Origin of the sequence: Pedobacter sp. JCM 36344, from assembly GCF_046546555.1 — a bacterium.
In the GTDB taxonomy this organism is placed as follows: Bacteria; Bacteroidota; Bacteroidia; order Sphingobacteriales; family Sphingobacteriaceae; genus Pedobacter.
Genome location: NZ_JBKHKK010000038.1, coordinates 1 through 1,948, shown reverse-complemented (window position 1 = coordinate 1,948; position 1,948 = coordinate 1). Strand labels below are relative to the sequence as shown.

3 protein-coding genes are annotated in these 1,948 nt (G+C 38.3%); all 3 read right to left on the bottom strand.

Translation table 11 applies throughout. The features are described from left to right. Nucleotides 1–783: 783 nt before the first annotated feature. On the bottom strand, nucleotides 784–972 hold the full coding sequence (locus ACHFIZ_RS17830; RefSeq protein ID WP_410888317.1) for a hypothetical protein: 189 nt from the start codon (nucleotides 970–972) through the stop codon (nucleotides 784–786). Between the two features lie 320 nt (nucleotides 973–1,292). Next, nucleotides 1,293–1,577 carry a type II toxin-antitoxin system YafQ family toxin gene (locus ACHFIZ_RS17825; RefSeq protein ID WP_410888315.1) on the bottom strand — a complete coding sequence of 95 codons (285 nt, stop codon included), beginning with the start codon at nucleotides 1,575–1,577 and terminating at the stop codon, nucleotides 1,293–1,295. Further along, complete coding sequence (locus ACHFIZ_RS17820; RefSeq protein ID WP_410888313.1) at nucleotides 1,577–1,777, bottom strand: hypothetical protein; 201 nt, start codon at nucleotides 1,775–1,777, stop codon at nucleotides 1,577–1,579. Before ACHFIZ_RS17820 ends, ACHFIZ_RS17825 begins: the two co-directional genes overlap by 1 nt. Between the last annotated feature and the right edge of the window lie 171 nt (nucleotides 1,778–1,948).

Sequence of the window (1,948 nt, the reverse complement as noted above, 5' to 3'; positions counted from 1 at the left end):
AGGGCTTAGTTTACTTAGTATCCCAGATTAGAATACCCTGCAGATTACTCTAAAGGGTATTTTGATTAAGATCTGGCATCGACCTACTCTCCCACGTGTTACCGCAGTACCATCGGCTCTGGTGGGCTTCCCTACCTGTTTGCATTAGCGCTGATCATCCTTTTGCTCTTGTTTAAAACAGAAATAGTTTTTATCTATTTCTATGTTTACACAGAACCCGCCCCGCCCCATGCGCATGCTCTCTTTGACTTTGTATTTTACCTGTGATTAGGCCATTACATTGGTAGGATGGAATCTGTGCTTTTATTACATTGCTACTCCTAGGTCCAGACTGGTGGCCTTGCCACTTCAAGATTGAGGCCTATACAAAGGTTGCTCCAGGGCAATGTTAGGATAACAGCTTTTAATAAAGCCAGAATGAGCTGAGAATGAGTTACACTTTTTTATTACCGTTTCGCTATCAAGATCCAAGACGCAAACAATATAATATCCGTGTCTTGCTATTTTAAGGTTTTTATTCAATAATTCCTGTTGATTTTTAACGTCTGCATATTTATAGCCGAGGTCAATGTCTAAGAATATTATCCGTAGCATACTGGTTTATATTTGATTTCTCTAAATATACTATGTAACATAGCCTACGGATTGCAATGAGCACACGGTTGTATAGCATTTTCACAATATTTCTCGGAATTGATGTTCGTATGTGATGATTATTGTAAGTATTTGAGAAACAACTTTCTAACCATAGCCGGTGTTGGGCCACGCTTCTAGATAGCGTGGTTATTCAGGAAGCGTTTTTAACAGCTCCTTGGCAGGAACCAATTCAAAAGTTCCATCCTTTTTTCCTATTACGAGACTGTCATCACGTAAAGCTGCCTCTTCAGTCATTTTACGCAATGCTATTTTGAGACCAAACATAACTTTATCCGTAAATGATGCTTCAGGACCTATTTCTATAGTTTTATCCATTACTTACTTTCTTAATAGAATCCCAAATTTCGTTATTAATAACCGCTTTTCCTAAGCTATCAAACCTTGCTATTATCTGAGGTAAATTATCCATATTGTCAACTAGCATCCACTGATCACAAATTGGCATATACAAATTATATAAGTTGCGAATTCCTCTATAGTACCTTCGTTCAATAATATCAGAAGGAATATGGTGACCACCATTTGAAACACGTGCCTTCGAAAGTCTTTTCCATCTCTTCAGAAATATATGCAGCGATATCCTGCGCCCATACCCAGGGTAGGTGGGTAGACTATTCCGGTAGCGTTTCCGAAAGTTAGAAAAGATCTGAGTGACTGCCTACTCTTACTAAAATAATTTCATTTTCCGGGGTGATTTCGAGCCAAATGATCAGGAGATCACCTTTGATGTGGCATTCCCAATTGTCTTTGTAGTTTCCTGATAATTTGTGGGCTCTAAACTTTTGCGGAAGTCCTTCCGCACCCTTTACAATTAGCTCGTTTTGTAAAAAAGCAATAATAAGGTTCAGATCCTTCAGGGAACGTTTCTTGATTAACTTAAGATCTTTCTCAAACCTATTGGTAAAACTTAAGGTGTACATTAAAGTCCTTTAAAGAACGAGTCAAGATTGGTGATTTTTTTAGTCTTCCGCAATCTGCCATCGGAAATAGCCTTTTTGGTCGCCAAATTTGGATGTAGATCTTCCTCAAGAACTTCGAGAATTTTAACGTTAAGCCTTTTAGCAAGTCTCTCGAACAAGTCTCTATCTTTATCTGATATTTGAATAGTTAAGGTTGTCATAATTACTTCTAATAGCTGTTCAACAATTTATTTCATGACAAAAATACTGATTTAACTGCCTATAAACAAGAATACCCTGCAGATTACTCTACAGGGTATTTTGATTAAGATCTGGCACCGACCTACTCTCCCACGTGTTACCGCAGTACCATCGGCTCTGGTGGGCTTAAC

Excerpts from the sequence above, each read along its gene's own strand:
- ACHFIZ_RS17830 (WP_410888317.1), bottom strand. The coding sequence starts at position 972 with ATGGATAAAACTATAGAAATAGGTCCTGAAGCATCATTTACGGATAAA.
- ACHFIZ_RS17825 (WP_410888315.1), bottom strand. The coding sequence starts at position 1,577 with ATGTACACCTTAAGTTTTACCAATAGGTTTGAGAAAGATCTTAAGTTA.
- ACHFIZ_RS17820 (WP_410888313.1), bottom strand. The coding sequence starts at position 1,777 with ATGACAACCTTAACTATTCAAATATCAGATAAAGATAGAGACTTGTTC.